Origin of the sequence: Photobacterium makurazakiensis (assembly GCF_050336715.1) — a bacterium.
Classification (GTDB): Bacteria; Pseudomonadota; Gammaproteobacteria; order Enterobacterales; family Vibrionaceae; genus Photobacterium; species Photobacterium makurazakiensis.
This window is the reverse complement of record NZ_JAKJSJ010000010.1, coordinates 179,980-202,142: the sequence shown is the minus strand read 5'-3', so window position 1 is coordinate 202,142 and position 22,163 is coordinate 179,980. Positions and strand designations below refer to the sequence as shown.

Sequence of the window (22,163 nt, the reverse complement as noted above, 5' to 3'; positions counted from 1 at the left end):
CCTTAACGGGATGCATTCAGCAAGGTATCAAAGGTTTCATTCGCCACGGTCATTATTCGCGATGATGCCATATATGCTTGCTGAAACTTCATCATGTTCGCGGCTTCTTCATCAAGGTTTACACCGCCAATTTCAGCAACTCTGCCCTCTGCAGCTTGTTTTTCGACAAGCCCGACTTCTTTTAATCGAGAGGCTGACGCTTTTTGCACACCCATTTCCGTATTTAGGCCCTGATAGACATCAATAACTGTTGAACGTCCTTCATTCATCATCTTGCTGGTTTGCAAGCCTTGCATTTTGATCAAATTACCATTGTCGCCGTCGGCTGCATTCAAGTTGACAGCAAAAACATCACCACCAACTGCACCGTTCGACAAGGTAAAACCGGTACCGCCAACAATCACCTCACCAGCCGGTGGGTAAGCTTGCGGTTGCTGCAAGATATTGCCTTTCATGTCTAATACCGCAAACTGACTGGCATCAGGTGATACCGCCACCTGAAATTCATTCAATGCCCCCGTGCGAGTGATACCAAACTCCGCCTCACCTTGCGTCTTACTGGCAGAGCTTAAATAACTTTGAGCGGCAACTTTTGCCGGATCAGACATGGCCATACTGATATCACCAGCACCAGTTCGTGTGGGGCGAAGAATGATCTTTTCACCCGCACGCATTGGTGCATCCATCTCGACCCGAAAGCCATCAATGGCAAAGGCCGCTGGATTACCGCTGGGAAGCACCTTTTGACGAGTACCATCAGGCATTGTTAAGGTATGTTGGCTACCATCAAATGCCAGATCGTACTCACCAATTTTTAACGCATTTAAATCTTCCACATACACTTTTAAATCTGCCGTCGAGCCTGCAGGTAGCATTGCTCGAGAAGCGGCAAGCGCAGGATCATTTACGTCACGGAACATCTCGCTACCGACTTGACCGTTTAAATCTAAACCTTGTTGCTGCAACTCATTCACGGAGTGGGAAAAGCCGATGGCAATTCGGCCCATTTCATCCATAGCATGGGAAAGGGTTTCATCACGATATTGGAATAAAGCTGCCATCTTGCCGCCAATGTCATCATTGTTGATCGTCTTCATCGACTGACCTTCAACAATTGCAAGCTGGGTCTGCTGGGGATCAGGTTTGCCATTAACCATACGTAATTCACTGGCTTCGATTCCTGAAACCAATGTGTGCCCACTGCCAATCATGACGTTGAAGCTTTCATCGTTCTTACGCGTTACCGTTACTTTTGTGTATTCGGACAACTCATTAATTAAGTTCTGATGGCGATCAAGTAGGTCATTATCGTGGCCAGAAATTGGGGTTTTCACCAAGCCTTTATGTACCTCAGCCAATTCTTTCGCAATATCATTAACACGGTTAAGCGTACGAGAAAGCACTTGGCTGGTTTCAGATTGCTGGCGCGATAACACATTAAAGTTATCATTTAGCCCAGCTGTAACCATTTTGGCTTTTTCTAACACCACCGTTCGTCCACCGATATCATTTGGTGTATCGGACATTGCCTTAATCGCGTCATACCAATTGTTCATGTCTTCGGGGATTTTCTTGGCACTGTTTGCAAGCATGTTATCCAAACGACCTAATTGCCCTTCACGCTCATTGGCATAGCTTAAATTGGTTGTCGTCAGGTTTAATTCATTGGTGGCAAACTGATCATACCCGCGGCGAACTTCTGCCGCATGCACACCGGTACCATACTGATTTCCCCCCCACCAAATAGGATCGTTGGCTTGCTGCACAACAGACTGACGGCTATACCCTTCGGTATTGACGTTATTAATGTTATGGCTAGTCGTATTAAGCTGTCGTTGTGCAGTTAATAAACCTTGCGAGCCCATATTGAGCAAGTCAAACGCCATGAAGCCTCCAGTCGGTCAGAAACAATTAAATAATCCAAACTATTTAATGCAAAAATCATTCCAAAAAGAATAAGTGCTTTATCATATTGAATTTAAACAATTTAGGTAATTACGAGGCAAGCGGTTGCCGAGTCTTTATGAGTGGTAAATAAAACAGAGAAGTAGACATCAAAATCAGATCGCAAGTACGCAATCACTGCACATAAACAAAGTCAATATGTGAAACATGTATCATAAATTACAGTTAACACATTAATTACATTCACATTGAATAATAATAAGGTTAATAATAAGTCATCATGATCACATCAATATAAGAGCTGCAGACGAGGCAATGGAATGCTAATTAGAGCGTATGCAAAATACTCAATAAAACACCCCTACACCCACAGAATGGTATGTTTAATCATGCTAAGTAGCTTCATCATCAGTACGTTAGGCGTACTTGTTTTGGAGAATTACGTCTTTAGCTTTGGATTCTTAATTTCATTAGCGACCATACCATTGCTCGCAATGTCATCGAGTTATAAACGAAAATACCTCGGTACTCACAGCTAGTTAGAAAATCCATGTTAAAGAGGTTCAGCTAATTTCTGTAGAGATCAGGCTTCGTTGCTTTTACTTCATTAACCCTTGAACAGTATTCATGACATTGATAATTTTGTCAGAGTAATTAGGGTCGGTTGCATAACCTGCTTGATGCAAATTACGTATAAATTGAGAGGGGTCGGCAGGCTGCTCTAAAGCTTTGGAGTAACGTGGGTTGTTATTAAGAAACTGCACATAATCATTAAAGCTATCTTGATACGAGTTATAAGAACGGAATGCCGCCTTTTCTTGTACTGGAATACCGTCGTGAAACTCAAGGGTATTGGTTGCGACTTTGTTGCCGGACCAACGAGGATCTGCCTTAATATTAAATAAGTTATTACTCGAACCCGCAGCATTCTTAATGACTTTCTTACCCCAACCGGTTTCCAGTGCAGCCTGAGCTATCAACACTGAAGGGTCGGTGCCTAGTGCACGTGCGGCTTTTTCAGCATAAGGCTGCATCCGAGATACAAAATCTTTCGGGGTTTCAAAACCGACTTCTTGCTGGCGAGGAGCGGCAACCGTTGTTGCCCCTATTGCCTGTGCTTGTTGCCGCTGTTTTTGTTGAATTTCAGCAAACGCATCATTTGCAGCTTTTTCTACCGTGGCATGGTCTGGCTTATTACCTTTTGCATCAACGGGTAAGCGTAATGGTGCATCGTTGAATACTTGACGAATTTCAAACTCATCATTGCCTTCCGCCACCGGAGCTACGGGGGCTTCATCACCAAGTTGTTGCACGATTAAGTCGGCCAGCCCGAGCGATCCCGTCGAGCTTAATTCACTGGCCATCTGCTCATCATGCATTTGCTCAAAAAACTTTGAATTACTGCTGCTCATTAAATCAGATTCAAAAGCTTCATTCGCTTGGCGCATTGATTTAAACAACATCTGGGTAAAGATCGCTTCAAATTGCTCTGCAGCAGCACGTAACGATTTATCATCATCTTCACCGATACCAGCTCGTAAGCGGTCGAGGCTAGATATATCATGAATAAAACCGGGCGATGTTGTTTTCATATTATGACTCTCTAATCATCATTAGATAATGATCAATTGACCTTGAATTGCCCCAGCCTGTTTAAGCGCTTGGAGAATTGCCATTAAATCAGACGGTGCTGCACCAACCTGGTTGACTGCTCGTACTAGCTCATCAAGCGAAACCCCTGGCTCAAACTTAAACATACGAGAATCTTCTTCTGTCACCTGAATGTCTGAATTTGGTACAACAACCGTTTCACCACCAGAAAAAGCATTAGGCTGACTGACCGAATAGTTTTCTTTAATTGAAACCGTCATGCCGCCGTGAGTGATTGCAGCGGGTTTAAGCTTCACATGCTGACCAATAACAATGGTACCCGTTCGAGAGTTAACTATGATTTTTGCCGCACCATCTGCAGGGTCAAACTCAAGGTTTTCAATAGTCGCAAGAAATGCTACTCGCTGACTAACATCGCGCGGAGCACGAACTCGTACCGAGGTTGCGTCAACAGCAGACGCCATTTGTGGCCCTAAAAATTCATTAACTGCATCAGCCATACGCTGAGCGGTAGTAAAATCTGACTCAAACAAATTAAAAGTCAAAAAGTCACCACGGCCAAATGGGTTCGGCACTTCTTGTTCAACCATTGCACCGTTGGTAATTCGACCAACGGTTGGCGTGTTACCGACCACTTTCGAACCATCTGCGCCGGATGCGCTAAATCCGCCAACTACCAAACTGCCTTGTGCCACAGCATAGACTTCGCCATCAAGGCCTTTCAAAAATGTCTGTAGCAACGTACCACCACGCAAGCTTTTCGCAGATCCAATGGATGATACCGTGACATCAATGGATTGCCCTTGCTTAGTGAAGGGGGGCAACGTTGCATTCACAGCAACTGCGGCGACATTTTTCGTTCTTGGTCGTGTACCCGGCGGCAATTGAATACCAAAATTTTGTAGCATGGCGTTGAAGCTTTGATCGGTAAAAGGCGTTGTTTCACCGGTTCCCGGTAGGCCAACGACTAAGCCATAACCCACTAATTGGTTACTTCGCACGCCAGCGACTTCCGAGACATCTTTAATACGGGCAGCCTGAACCGGCAACCCAATCAAAAGAATTAAACCATATAAAAATGTTTGCAGTTTCACAGTTGAGCCTTATTAAATGCTGACGTTGAAGAAGCGAGCCAGCCAGCCTTGCTCCTGAGTATCTTGTCGATCACCCGTACCTGAATACTGGATGCGTGCATTGGCAATACGAATCGAAGGGATCGTATTTTCTTGAGTAATATCATCTGGGCGTATTGTGCCACTGAGACGGATATATTCATCACCCGTATTTAGCGTCAACCACCTCTCGCCTCTAATTAAGAGGTTACCATTGGGTAGAACTTCAATAACTTCTACGGTAATTGAGCCCGTTAGGCTATTACTTTGATCGGCCGATGTACTGCCCGCAAATTTGTTGGCGTTGCTCACTTCATACGACAGATCGCGACTACCAATGTTCACTTCTTGCCCACCGAGCATAAGTGGATCCATCGACATATCGGTTCTTTTGTCGGTGTCTGCGCTGGCACTCTTTTTCGCTTGGGTTTTCTCTTCAAGCATAACTGTCACGATGTCACCTAAACCGCGCGGTTTGGTATCATCGTAAAGATCTTGTACATGCGTTGTACTGAACAGCGAGCCTGTTGCAGTCGCATAGTGCTCAGGGGTTTGTTGTGGTCGAATGCTAGCCCAAGCAGGATCATCAACCTGAGGGTCTTCTCGACGGCGCATCATATCAACCAAGCCACCGCTTTCTTGAGTCGTCCCCTCAACGGCATCCACATTGGTTGTCGCTTGGGCAACATCAGATTCGATGTCATCAGGCATCTGCACACAGCCAGACAAAAGAATAACCAAACCCACTAAACACTTTTTCATTGCTGCTCTACCCTGTTAAAGCTGCTGGTTCACGTAACTTAACATCTGATCTACCGTTGAAATCACTTTCGAGTTCATTTCATAAACTCGTTGTGCTTCAATCATGTTAACCAGCTCTTCAGTAACATTAACATTCGAAGTTTCAAGCATTGATTGGCGAATAGAACCCAACCCTTCCAAGCCTGGTACTCCCTCTTGAGCATCACCACTCGCGCCTGTTGGTAAGAATAGGTTCTGCCCTATTGGCTCTAAGCCGCCTGGATTAATAAAACCAACCGTAGTGAGCTGACCAAGCACCTGATTTTCTTGCTGGCCTCGGATACGCGCTGATACTTCACCATCGGTACCAACCGTAATGCCGACAGCATCTTCCGGTATCGCAATTTCAGGTTGTACTAAGTAACCCGAACCCGTTGTGACTAATTGGCCTTCGGCGTTAATCGTGAACTGACCGTTTCGGGTGTAACCCATATTGCCGTCTGGCATCAGAACCTGAAAGAAGCCTTCGCCTTCGATCATCATATCCATCGCATTGTTAGTCGTTTGGGTATTACCTTGCGTATGGACTTTCTGAGTAGCAACAACCTTCGAGCCTGCACCAAGCATCAAGCCTGTTGGCAATTCGGTGTCTTGTGTTGATTGACCACCCGGTTGGTTGATGTTTTGATAAAACAGGTCTTCAAATACCGCACGGCTCTTTTTAAAACCCACGGTAGAGGCATTGGCCAGGTTATTTGAAATGGTCGAGATATTCGTCTGCTGGGCGTCAAGACCGGTTTTACTTACCCATAAAGCTGGATGCATGCTCTATTCCTTTTATCGGTTTAGCCTAAACGCAGCAGTGATGTGGACGCGGCATCCATTTCTTCTGCTGTTTTCATTAATTTGACTTGCATTTCAAAGTGTCGTTGAAGATCGATCATGCTGGTCATCTCACCCACCGCATTGACATTACTGCCTTCTAACGCGCCTTTTAACAACGTAACATTCGCATCGGCATCAAAGACTTCACCAGGATTCTTTGACTTAAATAGGCCGTTGATATCTTTATACAGCTCACGATTATCTGGACGTACGAGTTTAAGCCGATCAACGATTTCCATCGCCTCTGGTGGAGCACCTTGAGGTAATACAGAGATGGTTCCGTCGTTGCCAACTTCAATTTTATTGATTGGGAGAGGTATGAAAATTGGGCCGCCGTTTTCACCAAGCATCAAATTACCGCTACCGTTTTGCAGCATACCGGTTTCATCAATTTTAAGGTTTCCAGCACGGGTATAGGCTTCTTGACCGGAGGCATCAAGTACCGCTAACCATCCTTCACCTTCAACGGTCACATCGAGATCACGTCCCGTCGTCATCACCGCGCCTTGGGAAAAGTCTTGCCCTGGGTTTTCTGTCATGGCAAATACACGACTTGGCAAGCCTTCGCCATAAGCTTGCATGCTTCTCGCTTGCTCCAGATCGGCACGGAAGCCTGTTGTTCTCACATTAGCAAGGTTATTGGCATGCACTTGCATTCCATACATATCTTGCTTTGCGCCACTCATGGCTAAATACAGTGCACGATCCATTATCGACTCTCCAATCACAATTCAATGATCTTAAAGCAATAATTATGCCAGTATATATAACTTGTTTTATATCAGATAATTAGAGGTTGAATATAGAAGAATATATTCGAAGCACGCCAATATTATGACGAATACGGAAATGCATTGCCGCCTACATGACGAGGCGGCAATGATGACAAAAGAAAGGAAAAGCAGTTAACGAATTTGTAAAATAGTCTGTTGCAGCTGGTTATCAACTTCTAATGCACGGGAGTTTGCTTGGAAGTTTCGCTGAGCGGTGATCAAATCAACCAGCTCTTGAGTCATATCGATGTTCGATTGTTCAAGCGTACCACTTTTTATCGCACCAAATGCCCCTTGCGTTGCTTCACCCCATATAGCGGCTCCCGAATCTTGGCTAGCCACCCACTGGGTACCACCTTTCGATACTAAGCCCTGCTCATTGGGCACACGCACCATACCAACACGTCCTAATGTGACGTTTTCGCCGTTGCTGTATGTCGCAACAATGGAACCTTTAGCATCAACGTCAACCTTTGCAAGGTAACCTGTTGTAGCGCCATCTTCATTAAAGCGGCGAATTTCAAACGGGGCTGCATATTGAGTCGGCTCATCAAAATTGACTGACAAAGTCTGATTGGCATTGGCGCCGTTCATTTCAAGTCCAGCACCGCCTTCTTCCACAGGTAAACCTAGAGCCTGTGTCACGATTGGATTGCCGTTGTTTATCGATTTCACTGAACCATCGGTATTAAAGTCCATATAGTGACCTTGATGGCCATTACCAATAGGACCATTGGCATCACCCGAGGCCACTTCGCCGTCACCATCCGGTGTCATATTAACATCAACAGCCTTTTCACCAGTGGCATCGGTCACGGTGTAGTAGACTGCCCAGCGGTTTTCAGCGTCAGATCCTGGGGCTGCTTCAACGGGATTACCATTTTCATCCACTTGCGCGGATGTATCGCCACCATTGTCTTTCACATAATAGGTCGTCATTTTGTATGGCTGACCAAGTGAATCGTACATCGTTAACGACGTCGACTTGTTGTAACTACTTGGATCATTGAAATCAAATTTCGAGGGATCTTTTGCCGGATCGGCCGCTGGTAAATTCACACCAATATTAATATTTTGGGATTCACGTGGCTGACCAAATTGATCCGGTACCCTTAGTGCTTGCGCTTCGTATGATGTTACCTGATCGGTTTCTTGATCAACCTGATAACCCAATAGGTACTGACCTTCCGAGTTTACAATTTGGTTGTCTTTATTTAGATGAAAAGCACCATTTCGGGTCAAACTATTATTCTGAGGCTGTAGTTTGTCATCCGCGACAGCAAAAAAACCGCCGCCAGAGATACGAAGATCCATCGGGTTATTGGTATAAATGCTCGAACCTTCATGGAACTGCTGCGCAACCGTGGAGGTTTGTACACCACCGCCGGTTGTTGTTTTAGCATTCGAGAAAATTGAGCTTGAATATACATCGCCAAACTCTGCGCGTGACTCTTTAAAGCCGAAGGTATTTGCATTGGCAATGTTGTTACTGGTGGTATTGAGGTCTTTTTGCGACGCCCCGATACCACTCAGTGAAATATTGAATCCCATGGTATGAATCTCCTAATTACCGGTTATACCTGGCCGACTTCAAGAACGTCGGAAAGTTTGAATGGCGAGTCAAAACCCGCAAGGTTTAGCATGACGTTGCCATCACCATTGCCCAGCAACACGCTGTTTACATTGGCGTAAGTCGACACATCAAACTCACGGCTTTCGCCGCCGACCAGACCCGCTACTTTTAATGTGTAGCGACCTTCCGGCAATACATTGCCATTTTCATCGGTGCCATCCCACTCGATGCGATGCTCGCCCGGTGGTTTAGCCCCCATATCAAAGCTTTTTAATAACTGACCCTGTTCATTCTCAACGCGGACCATCATGTTATCGAGAGCCTGTGGTAGCTTCACCATACCACCCATCGCCCCCTCAGCTCCTTTAACACTGGTAGAGCTTGGTATAAGGACATCACGCCCTACTAGCGAAGATGCTTGTAGTGCCTGATTCGATGTCATGGCAGAGTTTAAATTACCAAACTGCTCATTCATTTGGTTAATACCATCAACCGTGGCAAATGAAGCCATCTGGGCAATCATCTGATCGTTACCCACGGGTTTAAATGGGTCTTGCTGGGCTAATTGCTTGGTTAAAAGCGACAAAAAGTCTTCTTGCTTCAGCTCATTTTGGCCTGTCGCTTTATTATCTTCCTGTAACTTTTTCTCTTGCATGCCCTTAAGCTGATCGAGATAAGATAAGTTGCCAGAGCCTGCGCCATTAATACTGCTCATAACCGTTACTCCTTACCCTTATTTACCCATCTGCAATGTTTGCATCAGCATCTGCTTACTGGCATCTGCGACTTGAACATTACTCTGGTATGAACGCGAAGCTGAAATCATGTTGGCCATTTCTTCCATCACGTTTACGTTAGGCTTGTAGATATACCCTTCACCATTAGCAAGTGGGTGATCTGGGTTATATTCAGCACGCAAAGGCTTCTGACTTTCAACAATCCCTTTTACCTGCACTGGCACACTGTCTTCGCGCTGGTAACTAGCATTTTGCAGGGCGGCAGCAAAGATAGGATGGCGCGCTTTATATGTTTCATCAGCAGAGCTGCTTACGCTATTGGCGTTGGCAAGGTTGCTTGATGTAGTGTTTAATCGCACAGATTCTGCGCTCATTGCTGAGCCGGAGACATTAAAAATATTAAACAAACTCATCGATTATTCTCCTTTCAATGCCTTGCTCAGGTTTTTGAATTTTGAGCCCAAGAAGTCAAGCGATGCTTGATACTCCAGCGAGTTTTGCATAAATAGGTTTTGCTCTAGCTGAGCATCAACGGTGTTTCCATCGCCAGTATCAGGCTGATTTGGTACACGGTATTTTTGCTCACCCATCACTGTTGTAGAGGCAGAGATATGCCGACCATTGGTACGGCTAAGGCCAATCTTTGCCTCTGATGTTGCCGCATTCAATGCCCGCTGAAAGTCGACATCTTTTGCTTTGTAGCCCGGCGTGTTCGCATTGGCAAGGTTGCTCGCCAGTGTTTCTGCGCGCTTTGCACGAACACCGACCGTGTGTTGGTGTACACCCAATGCTTTATCAAAAGAAATAGACATATCTGCCTCCATAATTCGTTATGATTATAAAAGCAAAGATTGTGCCAAGTTTTACTAAATAAGGGGCAACAATGAAGAATGGCAAAGAGAGAGCAGCCTCTCCCTTTGTTATATGAAGCTCACCATATAGAGATGGTAGGCGAGAAAGCGACTACTTTAGCTTATATATAATCCCAGGGTTACAACGGATCATTTCAAATTTATCCGTTAGTCCTGTTAACGACTCTGATGCGCCAAGCAGTAAGTAACCACCCGGGTTTAAGCTCATCGCCATTTGGTTTAGTACTTTGGCTTTCATTTCCGGCGAAAAGTAAATCAATACATTTCGACAAAAAATAATGTCGAATTTACCCAGCAAGGCATAGCTATCTTTTAGGTTTTGCGGACGGAAATTAACCATTCGCTTCACCTTATCGTTAACTTTCATCCGACCATCACCGTTATTCTCGAAGAATATTCGACGGCGCTCTGGTGATAATCCACGGCTCAGTGCCAAATTATCATAAGCCCCGACTCGGCAAGTATCGAGCATAGTCTGTGAAATATCCGTCGCGGTGATCTGAACGCCGCTGGTGAGCATACCAGGGCGTCGATTCTGAGTTTCCAGTATCGTCATCGCGATAGAGTATGGTTCTTGGCCTGAGGAGCTGGCTGATGACCATATTTTTAACGGTCGTTTATTAGCCGACAATTCAGGTAATAGCTTTTCAGCCAGTACGGTATAGGGATAAGTATCACGAAACCATAGCGTTTCATTGGTTGTCATCGCATCGACAGCAGCAACCCGAAGCTCCCTGTTCCGGCCCAAAACCACAGCCTTCAGCAATTCAGACAGTGATGATAGCGAAAATCTGCTGACCAACGGACTTAAGCGGCTGCGTACTAAGTATTGCTTACTGTCGCCAAGTACAATACCGCACTGCGCTTCAAGGAAACGGCAAAAATCACGGTATTCCTGATCGTTTATTGTTATAGCTGTCATCTACTACTCTAACTTAATTATTTTTCTGGCATTGCCGCTTTTACTGCAGCACCAAGTTCATCAGGATTAAATTTCGGAATAAAGGCATTCGCCCCAACTCGCTCAACCATGGCTTGGTTAAATACACCGCTCAGTGAGGTATGGAGGATAACATGTAAATCTTTCAGCTGTGGATCATTACGAATTTCGGCCGTTAAGGTGTAACCATCCATTTCAGGCATTTCAATATCTGAAATCACTAACGCCAACTGCTCGTAGATACTCGCCTCTTTTGCCATTTCTCGCAGTTTTTCAATTGCTTCTTTACCGTCTTGAACCAAGACACACTCACAACCAATGGCTTCAATTGCACGCTTAATTTGTTTACGAGCAACACTTGAATCATCAGCGACAAGTACGCGACGCACTGCGGGCATATCTTCGATGAGGTCTTCTAAAACCGAGCCGGTAATATCTGTATTTACAGGGGAGATCTCATCAAGAATCTTCTCGACATCAAGTATTTCAACCAGCTCGTTGTCAATCTCAGTGACAGCCGTTAAATAATTTTCCTTACCAGCCCCTTTCGGCGGCGGCAAAATAGATTCCCAATTCATATTGATAATACGTTCAACCGATGAGACTAAAAAGCCCTGAATCGAGCGGTTAAACTCTGAAATAATCACAAAGCAATTATCTAAGTCGGTAATTGGACGCCCACCCGTTGCAAGGCTCATATCAATCACTGAAATAGTTTGCCCCCGAATATGAGCAATGCCTTTAACCAATGGGTGTAAGTTAGGCATCGTCGTCAGTTTCGGACACTGAAGCACTTCCTTAACTTTGAATACATTGATTCCATAGCGCTGGCGTCTATTAAGCCTAAAAGTAAGCAATTCTAGACGGTTTTGGCCGACTAACTGTGTTCGTTGGTTGACTGAATCTAGGATCCCAGACATAAGGGCGACTCCGTGTTATCGTTTTTATAATTTGATACGTGTTCAATAAGAATTTTTTTTACAATTGGCATATCATACCAAATTCAATCGTGTTCAGGTCATCTGATGATATGAACAACGGTCATTATTCTTGCGACGAACTTGGTAAACATAGAGTGAAAACCTTGACCCCAAAAACACATTTACCATTATTACTCTTTGTCATCGGCTTGATTACTTTTTTCTTTAGCGCAATCGCCAATGCAACAGCACAAAATATTAATGTTGCAGTACAACGCACCGCTGAAGAATTTGTGACAAAAAACATTACCGTTCCAGAACGCGGGACCCTGCAAGTAAATGCGGCAACCCTCGACAGTCGGCTAAGGCTCCGCCAATGCTCTGAACCACTCAATGCGAGCATTCCGGGGAAGCAATCGCTGACGGGAAATGTCACGGTGTTAGTAAATTGCGTTCCTGAAAACTGGCAAGTTTATGTTCCCGTACGTACGCAATTATTATTACCCCGCGTTGTCGCCACAAAACCTTTGGCGCGGGGTGTGGTACTGAGTGCCGATGATCTCACTGTCGAACAAGTTGAATTACGCTTCCAGCGAGGAGCCGTCTTTGAACGTCCAGAGCAAATCATTGGTTCTAAAATAAAACGCACCGTGAATATGGGTGATGCAGTACAAAGTGGCGATATTTGCCTTGTTTGCCGTAATGATGCCGTAAATATTAAAGCAGGTAACGGTGGGCTAAACATCGTTACTAACGGTATTGCTCTATCGGATGGCTCTTTGGGGGAACAAATTCGAGTACAAAACGCTAAATCAAAGCGGGTTATTGATGCGGTGATCACCAGTGTTGGTGAAGTTACCGTCAATTACTAGAGGAAACAGCCAAAATATTGGTACAATTAATACTAAAGTTTACTGATGCCCTGCCGATGTAGAGGCTGTCTCTAGTATATTGTTCAAAGGCTAATTATATGGCAAGTATCGATCAACTTCGATCCGGTCACCCAATGACAACATCTCGCAGCAGCCACAGCAATGTGTCTAACGCCGGAACCGGATCATCCAAGAGCGCCACCAGCTCTTCTATCGGCGGTAACCAAAATGATGCTGTTTCTCTCAGCTCACAAGGTAAAGCTGTCGGTCAAATCCACCAGCAACTTGCTGCTGAACCAAGCTTTGATAGTGCCAAGGTCGCTGCAATTAAAGAAGCGATCAGTAACGGCTCTTATGTTGTCGACGCTGAAAAATTAGCCTCCAACATGATTAAATTTGAAGATGAACTGCGCGGTTTGTAACCCATCTTTCAGCGTCAGCCTTAATGAGAGCGAACCATGTCCCAATCAATTGAACAGTTACTAGAGCTGCAGCAAGCCACACTGGTCTCACTCTCTCGTCTACTGGAGCAAGAAAAAGCCGCGATCGTTGCTCGAAAAGCAGCAGACATTTCACAGCTTGCAACAGATAAGCTCACTTTGATTCATAAAGTGCAGCAACAAGATCACCTCATTGCCAGCCATCCTAACCGTCAACAATTGGTCGATAAGCCAAATTTAGCCACCATTGTTGAAGAAATCAAAGCGATGGCTGCACGCTGTAAAGAAATCAATGAAGTCAACGGCGAGGCACTTCAACGCGCGCAGCTAAGCTTCCACAAACTCAATAACCTCTTTCAACAGAGCCGTGGAAAGCAGCAAATGACCTACAATAGCGATGGTGTCGCCCAAAATATCCGTTCATTGGGTACGAACATCAAAGCATAAGCACGTCACTGTACCTTACAGATCAAAAAAGCGAGAGCATCATACTCTCGCTTTTTAAGTTCAGGCATGCCAGCTGTGGAGATTAGAATAATGTCTCTTGATTAGTTGGCACTTGATAGACTTCACCATGCTTTTTCATCCGATCCATCTTTTTCAGATCAAGCTCCATCTCAGTTACAAAGCTGTCGCCGACAGGGTAGCTGCGCAACACTTTTGCGCCACGAATAATACCATCGGCAGAGCCGTCTGTACTTTCAATCCCTAACTGCTGATCTTCCATTCCAGCCCTAGCACTAATGCGCATACCGTAAACTTGCTCGGTTAGTTCACGGTAAGCATCTATTTTTGATGCTCGCATTGCTCGAACACGCTTTTCTTCAATAGTTCGACCACGTTGCTCGCTGATAGAGGCATAGCCAACAGCAGTGATTAAGTCGTCGTTACGAATATCAGCTAAAGGCTGACAACCTACGAGCGTAACCAAAATCACCAAAAACCAGTAACGCATATTCACTCCTAAGGTTTTAACACCACAGTATTGCGGTCATACGTTGCGGTTTCATTTCGAATGATCACACCGTTCTGGATACGCATTTTATTCAAAGTATCAAGATCGCGTCCAATTCTATCTGCTGGTAAAAAGCCTTGAGCAGAAGCAATCACAACGCGAGAACGCATACCTATGATACGCGCATTAACCAACACACCCGCACCTTGACGTAGCATCGTACCTGTTAGCACATAATCAACAGGCTGCTCAGCGCTAAGCTCACGCCAATCACGGCTGATAGAAAAATCACCATCTGGGGTAACCTTTATTGCCCCCGTCGCCTTATAGTCGACCACGGTATAACCGCGCTGCTGCATTTGATACATAAAGCTTTCAGTTACACTATTGCCTAACCAGTTGGTCTCACCCATTTCTTGTAAGTCAACAAATGAAGTCACGGCTAACGGTGTTTTGGCCGTCAAATACTGGTTTGAAGAAACGAGCTGCTCAGTCATCCCTTCAATAAAGAAATCCAAGGTATGACGTGGGGTTTCCTTTAACAAGAAAGTACTTCCTGTGTAAGGTTCTTTACCATTGTATATTGGGGAGTATGTGCATGATACGGTCATCATTGCCAGTATCAGGACTATCCATTTTTTCATTCTAACCAGCTCCAGATGAAAAGAGACTTGATGCTCTTACCCTGTTATCGTACACAGAAAGAAAAACTTTACTGATTACACTAGAAAATGCTACTAGGAACACTCTTTGCATAGCCTCTGCTATTAACGCAATTCGTTCGTTGCAACAAGAAACGGCAAGTTTTATCTTTAGCTACTTACGCATAAGCAATTTTCATACCCAAGTTGACCAGAGTTGGAATAAATGAGTAAAAAACACTTAACCTTACTCGGTAGCCTTTGCCTGCTACTCTCATCGCAGTTATCTGCCGCCTGGTTTGAGGTGACAGGTACAGCCGTACAGCTCGAAAGCGAGAGTACGGCTCGAAAAAACGCCCTTGAAGACGCCGTATTTCAAGCGATGAGCTATGCAGGAGCTGATATATCCAGCTTTAGCCATCTACAACCCTACCTGGCAACAGAGCGAAGTGAATATCAGTTTAGCGGCAATGAAGTCCGCCATGTCATGGTGCTTAAAACACAAAAAAGAAGCGGCAAGGTTTACCTAACAGCACGTATCGATGTGTATCCATCGGCAAAAACTTGCCACAAAGTACAATATAAAAAAGGCTTACTGCTTGGCGAGTTCGCTATTTCCTATCCACAACATGCATCGTTAGGCGGTGTTTACCAACTCGGCGAATCATTCACTTCAATATTGAAGCGTCAAATAGAGCGTAACTCTCAAAGTTTCGTCGTCAGCAATACAACGCGGGTGCCAATTTCAGCTGGTCAACCATCAATGATGACCATGCTGGCAGAAGATAATGATGCGCAGTACATCATTAGCGGTGAAATCACGGATTTAACCTCGACACTCGACCAAAAATTCTTAAGAAGCGATCAAATTAACCGCCAGTTTGCGGCCAATATTCAGATAATGGACGGTAAAACGGGTGAGATGTTAATGCAGAATAATTATCGTGAAGTGGCAGAATGGCCGTTCTCTCGCGTGAGTAAACTGGATACAACCAGCGCGCGATTCTGGCAATCTAGCTACGGGCAAGCAGTACAACGCGTCAGCCGTAATATGATGCTTGATCTCGAAAGCACGTTATCTTGTAAAGCAAGCTTACCTGAAGTGGTTAATACCCATGGCAATATGGTGCAAGTGAATGTAGGCCGCATCCATGGCGTAGAATCAGGCGATCGCCTTGCGTTATGGCATAGCGCTGGGTTTATCGATCAACAAGGTATACCGCGTAATCGAATGATCCAAACCGATATAACCCTGACCGTTGATCGCGTTTACGAAAAGTCAGCAGAGCTTCTTGTCGAACAGCCCGATTTAGCTGGCAGCATTCAACCTGGCGATTTGCTAACCAAACAGCTCCAGAAATAATATAATCGCTTAATATATCTGAAAAAGTTTGTATAATAGCCACTCAAGTTCATACTTGAAGCTCCCTTAGCTCAGCTGGATAGAGCGTCCCCCTCCTAAGGGGAAGGCCGCAGGTTCGACTCCTGCAGGGAGCGCCAGTTTCAATAAAGGTTAGTCGGTTAATACCGACTAACCTTTTTATTGCCTGTATCAGGTAGTATTACAATACAAAGCATAAACAAAAAAGCGAGAGCTAAGCTCCCGCGTATTAACTCAATTCACTTTTCGCTGAGCTGGTAGTATTAACTTACCTGCAGCTCAGCAGCTTCAGACTTTACCAAACGGTACTTCTTCAAAGAGATAGTGATTAGGCAAGTAACGATTGCACCGACCAGCATACACATCACAGCGATCACCGGCTTGTTCATTGCACCAAGCAAGGCAACAATCGGGCCACCGTGGGCAACAGTGTTGGTAATACCGAACAGGAAAGCCATCACACACGCCACCATACTGCCGATAACGTTGGCAGGAATAACCGTCAGTGGATCACGTACCGCGAATGGGATAGCACCTTCACCGATACCGACAAAGCCCATTGCCCCTGCCGCTTTACCGGCTTCGATTTCAGTCTGATCAAATAGCCCCATCTTGCGACCAATCACTGTCGACATCCACATTGCTAGCGGAGGTACAGGGAATGCACAGGCCAAAGCGCCCATGAATTGAGTCTGCCCGCTGGCTATCATGCCAACCCCGAACAGGAAGGCTACTTTATTGACCGGACCGCCCATATCAAAGCCAGACATCGCACCGAGGATCATGCCCAAAATAATGATGTTACCGCCGCTCATGTTCACCAGCATGGCGTTCATCGAGTCAATCATTCCCGCTACTGGCGCGCCGATGATAGTGATGAAAATAACCGCAATGAAGAAGGTGCCCGACAATGGCGCGATTATGATAGGCACCAAAGGCTGCATCACTTTCGGATAGTTGATGCTTGTTACCCAGCGAACAAAATAGCCCACCAGCAAGCCGGCAATAATCGCACCGATAAAGCCGGTGCCGACTTCCGAACCATAGAACGAGCCGTTGTTGGCAATCCAACCACCGATAAGCCCTGGGGCCAATGCCGGGCGGTCACCCACTGCGTAAGCAATGTAACCAGCCAAAATCGGGATCATCAAGGTAAACGCCACCACACCGACATCCAATACTGGCTGCCAGAAACTGCCCTCTGGGATCTGCATACCTTGTTCGGTTGGCACACCACCAATAGCCAGCGACAATGCAATCAACAAACCACCGGTTACCACAAACGGGATCATGTACGACACACCGTTCATCAAGTAAGTGTAAAGTGCCGAAGTTGCTTTGGTTTTCAGGGCAGTTTCATCGGTTTGAGTGCTACCCTGAGCTTGGTAGGACGACGCCTGAAGCGCATTCTCAATCAATTGTTTGCCGCGTTTGATCGGTTCTTTTACGCCGGTTTTTACTAGCCTCTTGCCAGCAAAACGGTTCATGTCGACCTGCTTATCACAGGCAACAATGATGGCATCGGCACGGGCAATTTCCTCCGCACTTGGGCTATTCTTGATACCTATCGAACCATTGGTTTCTACCTTGATCTCATACCCCAGCTCTGCCGCCGCTTTTTCCAAGGACTCAGCAGCTAGGTAGGTGTGCGCCACCCCGGCCGGGCACCCGGTTACACCAATCACAAACCCCTTTGGTCCATCGTTTGCTGCCAGCTCAGACTCGACCGATTTTTTTTCTTCTAGCAACAATGCCAGCGCTTCTGCTGTTGTGTTCGCCGCAAGCAAGGCATCAACAAAACCATCTTCAATTAACTTACTTGATAGCTCAGCCAGTACCTCGATATGGTGATCGGCGCCGCCATCTGGCGATGCAATCATGAAAAACAGCTTTGATGGCAAGCCATCTTCCGAGCCGTAATCTATTCCTTCTTGGCAAATACCAATAACTACCGCAGGCTCAACCACCGCCTTACTTTTGGCATGGGGGATCGCAATGCCGTCTTCAAAGCCCGTGCAGCCTTGGGCTTCACGAGCCTGCAAGTCTGCGACAAATTGGGCTTTGTCATTAATTTTTCCCTCGCGCAACAAGATCTCGGAAAGGGTATCAAACACGTCGTTTTTGGTTGTGACCTTCAAATCAAGGCACATTAAATTTTCATTTATAAGAGATGTGATCATGGCAAACTCTCTTTTTGTTGTAATGAGCGACTTTGTCAGCAAAGCCGCTTAGCTGTAGGAACAGGTAGGTTCAAATTTAGGTACGTACGTAAGCCTTGATGGTGGCAATTTCCTGGCCTTCGCTTTCGCCATAAGGGCGGATGACATACTCATCAACCGAAGCTGGAATCACGAACGTTTCTGCGTAATGCACTACGTATGGTGCAAAGGCACCCGTCGGGCTCTCAACAATAGCCTCACGACCTTCAATAAGGTTCAGCACATTCACGTTACCGTCGGTCTTATGCGTTACTGCATGGGTAAACCAGTGACGACGGGTCTCGATAAACTCACGCTCATGCAAGCCGGTACGCTCCTCACGCCAGCCGTCTCCCTCGGCAATGAGATCGACGCGGTTAACCAAATTCTCTTCGGTCCAGTCGGCATCGCGATCCCACTGAATCACTTCTTTACCGTGATCTAAATGAACCGGGCGCGGTTGACCATCCATTCCCAAGCGATCCCAATCCCACAGCTTAAAAGTAAAGATATATGGTGTAGCGCTAATTTCCAGTACCATGGCATTAGTACCTGAGCAGTGAATCGTCCCCGCAGGGATCAGGAAGTGATCATGCTTTTTAGCTGGGAATTTATTAATAAACCGATCATCATCAAACGACTTCTCACCGCGTTGCGCAGCCTGTAGGTCTGCCATCATGACATCTGGGTCTACGCCATTTTTCACCCCAAGATAGACCGTAGCATCATCACCTGCATCAAGCATGTAGTAGCTCTCGTCCTGGGTATAATGCATACCGAATTCCTGCTGGATGTATTCTGTCAGCGGGTGAACCTGCAAGCTAAGGTTTTGCCCCTGCATGGTGTCAAGGAAGTCAAAGCGGATTGGGAATTCGGCACCAAAGCGAGCGTGCACTTCTTCACCCAATAGAGCGCGAGGCTGAAGCATGACCAAATCCTGCGATGGGATTTCGATTCTAATGTCATCGACCATCAGGTATAGGCTGTTTTCTTCGGGTACACAGTCAAAACACCATGCGTAATTTGGTTTATCAGGATCGAGATCGCAGACTTCCTTCATCCACTGGCCGCCCCAAACGCCTGGGTCAAAAAACGGGACTAAACGGAAAGGCTGGCTTGCAGCCTGCTCAAGGCCTGCGCGGAAAGCATCACCACTGATCAATTTTGGGGTATCGGCAACATTGGTATCAAGCAAGAAATCAGTACGTTTGAGCAACGGGGTTTTATAGCGATCGAATACACGCCATTCAATGAAGAAGGCACGCTTGTAACGACGCAGGAGGTCTTCGTCGGTATTATCTACGCCCCAGTTACCCGCCTCGCCACGACGATAACGCTGCTGAATTTCCCAGCGAGCCAAATCGGCATAGACATGGACATCGCCATCATGGATCAGTGATGCACCCGGCCCGTAGACCACCACTAGCTTCGACTGGCTTTCATCCACATTGCGCTTCAAAGTAGACAGTTGCACGTCATCGAAGAACTCGATCAGCTTATGCGGTGCAATCACACCAAATACCCGATCATCCGTCACATGGCGCTCGATCATGGCGAAGATCTTCTCTTCCGGATATTTCGCCTGCTCAGAGCAATGCAGCAATGCTTGAGGGAAAGCAGCAGTCAAGGCCAGCTCCAAACCCTTCAGGTTTACACCTGGGTAGCAGTCAACGACCAATACGGTCTTGTCTTTACCCAAAGCATGGATTTTGCTGTCGACGGCATCGAATAGGTTATCCCAGCCCTGCCAGCTCTGGCCGGCAAATCCCGTCACATCAATATGGGGAAATTTGTCGTAGTTAGCTTTTTGGTTGTTCAAATAGCTCATGATTGCACCTCATCATTTCGTTGAGATGAAGATATATCGATTAACCATAAGTCATCAATTTGGTTAATATGTTTAACCACTCAGTTATGGTTTAAACGATTAACCACACCAAATCAGCGTGATTGGCTTCACAAAAAGTCAGCGCTTTAGCCATTATTATTAGATTAAACGTTTAACCCGCACTCGAGTTAGTTATGGCTACCATTGTAGATGTTGCAAAACACTGTGGCGTTTCAACCGCAACCGTGTCTATGGTATTGAGAGATAAAGGTAGAATTTCAGACAGAACCCGGCAAAGAGTGCTGCAGGCAGTTGATGAACTTGGTTATGTCTACAACCAAACCGCTGCCAACCTGCGTAACCAGCACAGTAACCAAATCGGTCTATTGCTCAATGACATCACCAACCCGTTCTACAGCGAGATGACAGCTGGGCTGAGCCAGGAAATGGAAGAGAACGATCTGATGCTATTCTTGGCCAACAGCGAAGATGCCGTCGAGAGACAGAAGAAGTTCATCGAATCCTTGCTGAGCCAAAAAGCTGGGGGATTAGTCCTCTGTCCTGCTAAAGGGACAGATCAACAATTTCTTGCGACCCTTAAGCGGCGCCAATTACCAGTGATCTTGGCGGTGAGGGATATTGAAGGAACAGACTACGACTATGTCGGTACCGATAACTTTTATGGCGGCCAGTTAGTTACCCAGCACTTACTGGATTTAGGTCATCGCCATATCGCCTTTATCGGCGGTGATAAAACCTCGAAAAACCGTGCTAACCGAATGGGCGGTTACATGAGTAAATTGATCGAATACAACATCCCCCCTCAGCTAGGCTGGATGGTGACCTGCCCCGCTACCCGTAATGGCGGAGCGGCGGCGATGGAGACCCTACTCAAACACCACCCAGAAGTCACCGCTGTAGTGTGCTATCACGATATCGTCGCCTTCGGTGCAATCCGTACCTTGCGCCAGCACCACCTCGAGCCAGGCAAAGATGTTGCCATTACCGGCTTTGATGATGTCCCAGAAGCCGCCGACACTTATCCAGCCCTGACGACAATTTCAGTATCGGCTAGAGAAATAGGCCGCCGCGCTGGCGAAGCCCTACTTGATCGTATCCGCGGCAATACAGAACTCCAAAAGCGGATCATCATTCCGCCCCAGCTGGTGATCCGCCAGTCCTGTGGTGCAGCCGAGCATCATAGAATCAACGACTAATCCAATATTGACCTAGAGAAGTCCATCTCATGAATACTATTAGCCTTGATTACATCCGAGATGTCCCCATCATTCATATCCGTCACCCAAAGGCCAGTGCCGATATTTCGTTATTTGGTGGCCAATGATATTCGTCAAAACCAAGTTTCAGGTTTGGGGAGCACTTATCTCAACAGTGTTGATAACGGGGAGTGCAGCGAAAGCCATGGTAGATCTAGCCGATGACGACTACCTGCGAATGTTTTGTGTTGAGCTGGCCATTTTTCAGCAAGCTATCACCTTACAGCCAGGAGAGTCACACCAGCAAATTATGACCATAAGCTAGTTTGACTAAAAATTAACGGCTCCAAAGCTGAAGTCGCTTCTGTTTGATGAGGGAAATAATCAAGGCTCAGAAAGCAAAAAACCCCGCTTAAGCGAGGTTTTTTGGCAGTTACTTGTACTAAAATTAAGACAAGTAACGATAATTTTGGTGGAGCTATGCGGGATCGAACCGCAGACCTCTTCGCTGCCAGCGAAGCGCTCTCCCAGCTGAGCTATAGCCCCAAATCTTGAAGTCGAT

The 22,163-nt window shown here is 46.1% G+C and carries 22 protein-coding genes and 2 tRNA genes; 7 read left to right on the top strand and 17 right to left on the bottom strand.

What is annotated here, in order from left to right:
* Window positions 1-2: 2 nt before the first annotated feature.
* The 12 genes from flgK to L4D09_RS03360 form a co-directional block, all read right to left on the bottom strand.
* The gene (gene flgK, locus L4D09_RS03415) at window positions 3-1,886 is read right to left on the bottom strand and encodes a flagellar hook-associated protein FlgK (protein ID WP_428456085.1); all 1,884 of its coding nucleotides are present in this window, start codon (window positions 1,884-1,886) and stop codon (window positions 3-5) included.
* A 618-nt stretch (window positions 1,887-2,504) separates the two neighbouring features.
* Window positions 2,505-3,497, bottom strand: coding sequence for a flagellar assembly peptidoglycan hydrolase FlgJ (flgJ, locus tag L4D09_RS03410; protein WP_428456084.1), 993 nt, complete (start codon window positions 3,495-3,497; stop codon window positions 2,505-2,507).
* Between the two features lie 21 nt (window positions 3,498-3,518).
* Window positions 3,519-4,610: a flagellar basal body P-ring protein FlgI gene (locus L4D09_RS03405; RefSeq protein WP_428456083.1), complete on the bottom strand. Its 1,092-nt coding sequence runs from the start codon at window positions 4,608-4,610 to the stop codon at window positions 3,519-3,521.
* A gap of 12 nt (window positions 4,611-4,622) precedes the next feature.
* A complete protein-coding gene (gene flgH, locus L4D09_RS03400) occupies window positions 4,623-5,390 on the bottom strand; it encodes a flagellar basal body L-ring protein FlgH (protein ID WP_428456082.1) in 768 nt (255 codons plus the stop codon).
* Between the two features lie 15 nt (window positions 5,391-5,405).
* The gene (gene flgG, locus L4D09_RS03395; RefSeq protein WP_428456081.1) at window positions 5,406-6,194 is read right to left on the bottom strand and encodes a flagellar basal-body rod protein FlgG; all 789 of its coding nucleotides are present in this window, start codon (window positions 6,192-6,194) and stop codon (window positions 5,406-5,408) included.
* A gap of 20 nt (window positions 6,195-6,214) precedes the next feature.
* On the bottom strand, window positions 6,215-6,964 hold the full coding sequence (flgF, locus tag L4D09_RS03390; protein ID WP_428456080.1) for a flagellar basal-body rod protein FlgF: 750 nt from the start codon (window positions 6,962-6,964) through the stop codon (window positions 6,215-6,217).
* 195 nt (window positions 6,965-7,159) lie between these two features.
* On the bottom strand, window positions 7,160-8,578 hold the full coding sequence (gene flgE, locus L4D09_RS03385; protein ID WP_428456079.1) for a flagellar hook protein FlgE: 1,419 nt from the start codon (window positions 8,576-8,578) through the stop codon (window positions 7,160-7,162).
* A 23-nt stretch (window positions 8,579-8,601) separates the two neighbouring features.
* Window positions 8,602-9,315, bottom strand: a complete 714-nt coding sequence (gene flgD, locus L4D09_RS03380) for a flagellar hook assembly protein FlgD (protein WP_428456078.1) — start codon at window positions 9,313-9,315, stop codon at window positions 8,602-8,604.
* 18 nt (window positions 9,316-9,333) lie between these two features.
* Complete coding sequence (gene flgC, locus L4D09_RS03375; RefSeq protein ID WP_428456077.1) at window positions 9,334-9,750, bottom strand: flagellar basal body rod protein FlgC; 417 nt, start codon at window positions 9,748-9,750, stop codon at window positions 9,334-9,336.
* Between the two features lie 3 nt (window positions 9,751-9,753).
* Complete coding sequence (gene flgB, locus L4D09_RS03370; RefSeq protein WP_428456076.1) at window positions 9,754-10,149, bottom strand: flagellar basal body rod protein FlgB; 396 nt, start codon at window positions 10,147-10,149, stop codon at window positions 9,754-9,756.
* A gap of 151 nt (window positions 10,150-10,300) precedes the next feature.
* Window positions 10,301-11,131, bottom strand: coding sequence for a CheR family methyltransferase (locus L4D09_RS03365; RefSeq protein ID WP_428456075.1), 831 nt, complete (start codon window positions 11,129-11,131; stop codon window positions 10,301-10,303).
* A gap of 17 nt (window positions 11,132-11,148) precedes the next feature.
* Window positions 11,149-12,069, bottom strand: coding sequence for a chemotaxis protein CheV (locus L4D09_RS03360; protein WP_428456074.1), 921 nt, complete (start codon window positions 12,067-12,069; stop codon window positions 11,149-11,151).
* Between the two features lie 164 nt (window positions 12,070-12,233).
* Between L4D09_RS03360 and flgA the strand changes: the two genes are divergently transcribed.
* From flgA to L4D09_RS03345, 3 genes are all read left to right on the top strand, one after another.
* Window positions 12,234-12,941, top strand: a complete 708-nt coding sequence (gene flgA, locus L4D09_RS03355) for a flagellar basal body P-ring formation chaperone FlgA (protein ID WP_428456141.1) — start codon at window positions 12,234-12,236, stop codon at window positions 12,939-12,941.
* 98 nt (window positions 12,942-13,039) lie between these two features.
* Window positions 13,040-13,363: a flagellar biosynthesis anti-sigma factor FlgM gene (gene flgM / locus L4D09_RS03350; RefSeq protein ID WP_428456073.1), complete on the top strand. Its 324-nt coding sequence runs from the start codon at window positions 13,040-13,042 to the stop codon at window positions 13,361-13,363.
* A gap of 36 nt (window positions 13,364-13,399) precedes the next feature.
* Complete coding sequence (locus tag L4D09_RS03345; RefSeq protein ID WP_428456072.1) at window positions 13,400-13,828, top strand: flagella synthesis protein FlgN; 429 nt, start codon at window positions 13,400-13,402, stop codon at window positions 13,826-13,828.
* An 82-nt stretch (window positions 13,829-13,910) separates the two neighbouring features.
* Here the strand turns inward: L4D09_RS03345 and L4D09_RS03340 are convergent, their stop codons facing one another.
* Together L4D09_RS03340 and L4D09_RS03335 are read right to left on the bottom strand one after the other, a co-directional pair.
* Window positions 13,911-14,336 carry an LPP20 family lipoprotein gene (locus tag L4D09_RS03340; RefSeq protein WP_428456071.1) on the bottom strand — a complete coding sequence of 142 codons (426 nt, stop codon included), beginning with the start codon at window positions 14,334-14,336 and terminating at the stop codon, window positions 13,911-13,913.
* Window positions 14,337-14,344: 8 nt separating this feature from the next.
* Window positions 14,345-14,980 (bottom strand): FlgO family outer membrane protein, encoded by a 636-nt coding sequence (locus L4D09_RS03335; RefSeq protein WP_428456070.1) that lies wholly within the window; start codon window positions 14,978-14,980, stop codon window positions 14,345-14,347.
* Window positions 14,981-15,203: 223 nt separating this feature from the next.
* Between L4D09_RS03335 and L4D09_RS03330 the strand changes: the two genes are divergently transcribed.
* Window positions 15,204-16,340, top strand: a complete 1,137-nt coding sequence (locus tag L4D09_RS03330) for a flagellar assembly protein FlgT (protein ID WP_428456069.1) — start codon at window positions 15,204-15,206, stop codon at window positions 16,338-16,340.
* A 60-nt stretch (window positions 16,341-16,400) separates the two neighbouring features.
* Window positions 16,401-16,477 (top strand) — tRNA-Arg (locus L4D09_RS03325).
* Between the two features lie 144 nt (window positions 16,478-16,621).
* On the opposite strand, the gene L4D09_RS03320 is transcribed toward L4D09_RS03325, so the two are convergent.
* Together L4D09_RS03320 and L4D09_RS03315 are read right to left on the bottom strand one after the other, a co-directional pair.
* Window positions 16,622-18,538 (bottom strand): PTS fructose transporter subunit IIABC, encoded by a 1,917-nt coding sequence (locus L4D09_RS03320; protein ID WP_428456068.1) that lies wholly within the window; start codon window positions 18,536-18,538, stop codon window positions 16,622-16,624.
* A 76-nt stretch (window positions 18,539-18,614) separates the two neighbouring features.
* Window positions 18,615-20,384 carry a class I mannose-6-phosphate isomerase gene (locus L4D09_RS03315; RefSeq protein WP_428456067.1) on the bottom strand — a complete coding sequence of 590 codons (1,770 nt, stop codon included), beginning with the start codon at window positions 20,382-20,384 and terminating at the stop codon, window positions 18,615-18,617.
* Window positions 20,385-20,578: 194 nt separating this feature from the next.
* Between L4D09_RS03315 and L4D09_RS03310 the strand changes: the two genes are divergently transcribed.
* Both L4D09_RS03310 and L4D09_RS03305 read left to right on the top strand, forming a co-directional pair.
* Window positions 20,579-21,601, top strand: coding sequence for a LacI family DNA-binding transcriptional regulator (locus L4D09_RS03310; protein ID WP_428456066.1), 1,023 nt, complete (start codon window positions 20,579-20,581; stop codon window positions 21,599-21,601).
* Between the two features lie 124 nt (window positions 21,602-21,725).
* Window positions 21,726-21,926, top strand: coding sequence for a hypothetical protein (locus L4D09_RS03305; RefSeq protein WP_428456065.1), 201 nt, complete (start codon window positions 21,726-21,728; stop codon window positions 21,924-21,926).
* Window positions 21,927-22,071: 145 nt separating this feature from the next.
* On the opposite strand, the gene L4D09_RS03300 is transcribed toward L4D09_RS03305, so the two are convergent.
* Window positions 22,072-22,147 (bottom strand) — tRNA-Ala (locus L4D09_RS03300).
* Between the last annotated feature and the right edge of the window lie 16 nt (window positions 22,148-22,163).